We start from the raw sequence: 566 nt of genomic DNA, 5'->3' as shown, positions 1-566 counted from the left end.
ATCGGCGGCATTGTCGTCCTGATGTATTTGCCGATTTTTGAAATAGCCTCCAGCCTCCAATAGGTACGTCATGGATCCGAACGGCGCGAATATGGAAAGAGGGAGCGTTCAGTTCCGGGCCGCCCTGCGCGAGCTCGGCGAGCGCCACGGCTCCGGGATACGCGCCCTTGAGGCACTGTTCGCACAACAGCCCATGAGTGCCGACGAGGTTCTTGCGCAGCTGGCGGCCGAGTTCAGGATGGTCCCGATCAGTATCCGTGAGCTCCATCAGCTTGAGCCGGAGTTTGAAGTCCTTCCCTTTGTCGAGGCGGCTACCAGGCTGTGCGTGGGCTTCCGGCAGGGCGCGGGCCTGCTATTCGTGATCGCCGACCCGCTGGACACGCGAACCMGCAGCTGTGTCGATCAACGCATGCGCGCGCGCCCTACCGTGCAGTACAGCTGGTCGCTGGCCAGTGTCGGCGATCTGACCGCCTACCTGGCCGCGCGTGAAAAGGATGTGCGCGCCCTGGACACGCTGGCTTTCGATGATCCGATACAGCGAACCAATGATCCGTCCGCACTGGCCC

General features: G+C 62.7%; 1 pseudogene. It reads left to right on the top strand.

The annotated features are described in order from the left end of the window. Positions 1-70 precede the first annotated feature (70 nt). Positions 71-566 (top strand): annotated as a pseudogene (locus tag AC1DS3_RS39370) (GspE/PulE family protein); the annotation flags it as partial.

Source organism: Cupriavidus sp. 01L46, from assembly GCF_056399905.1.
The sequence above is the reverse complement of the archived record's forward strand: the minus strand, read 5'-3'. Positions and strand labels throughout refer to the sequence as shown.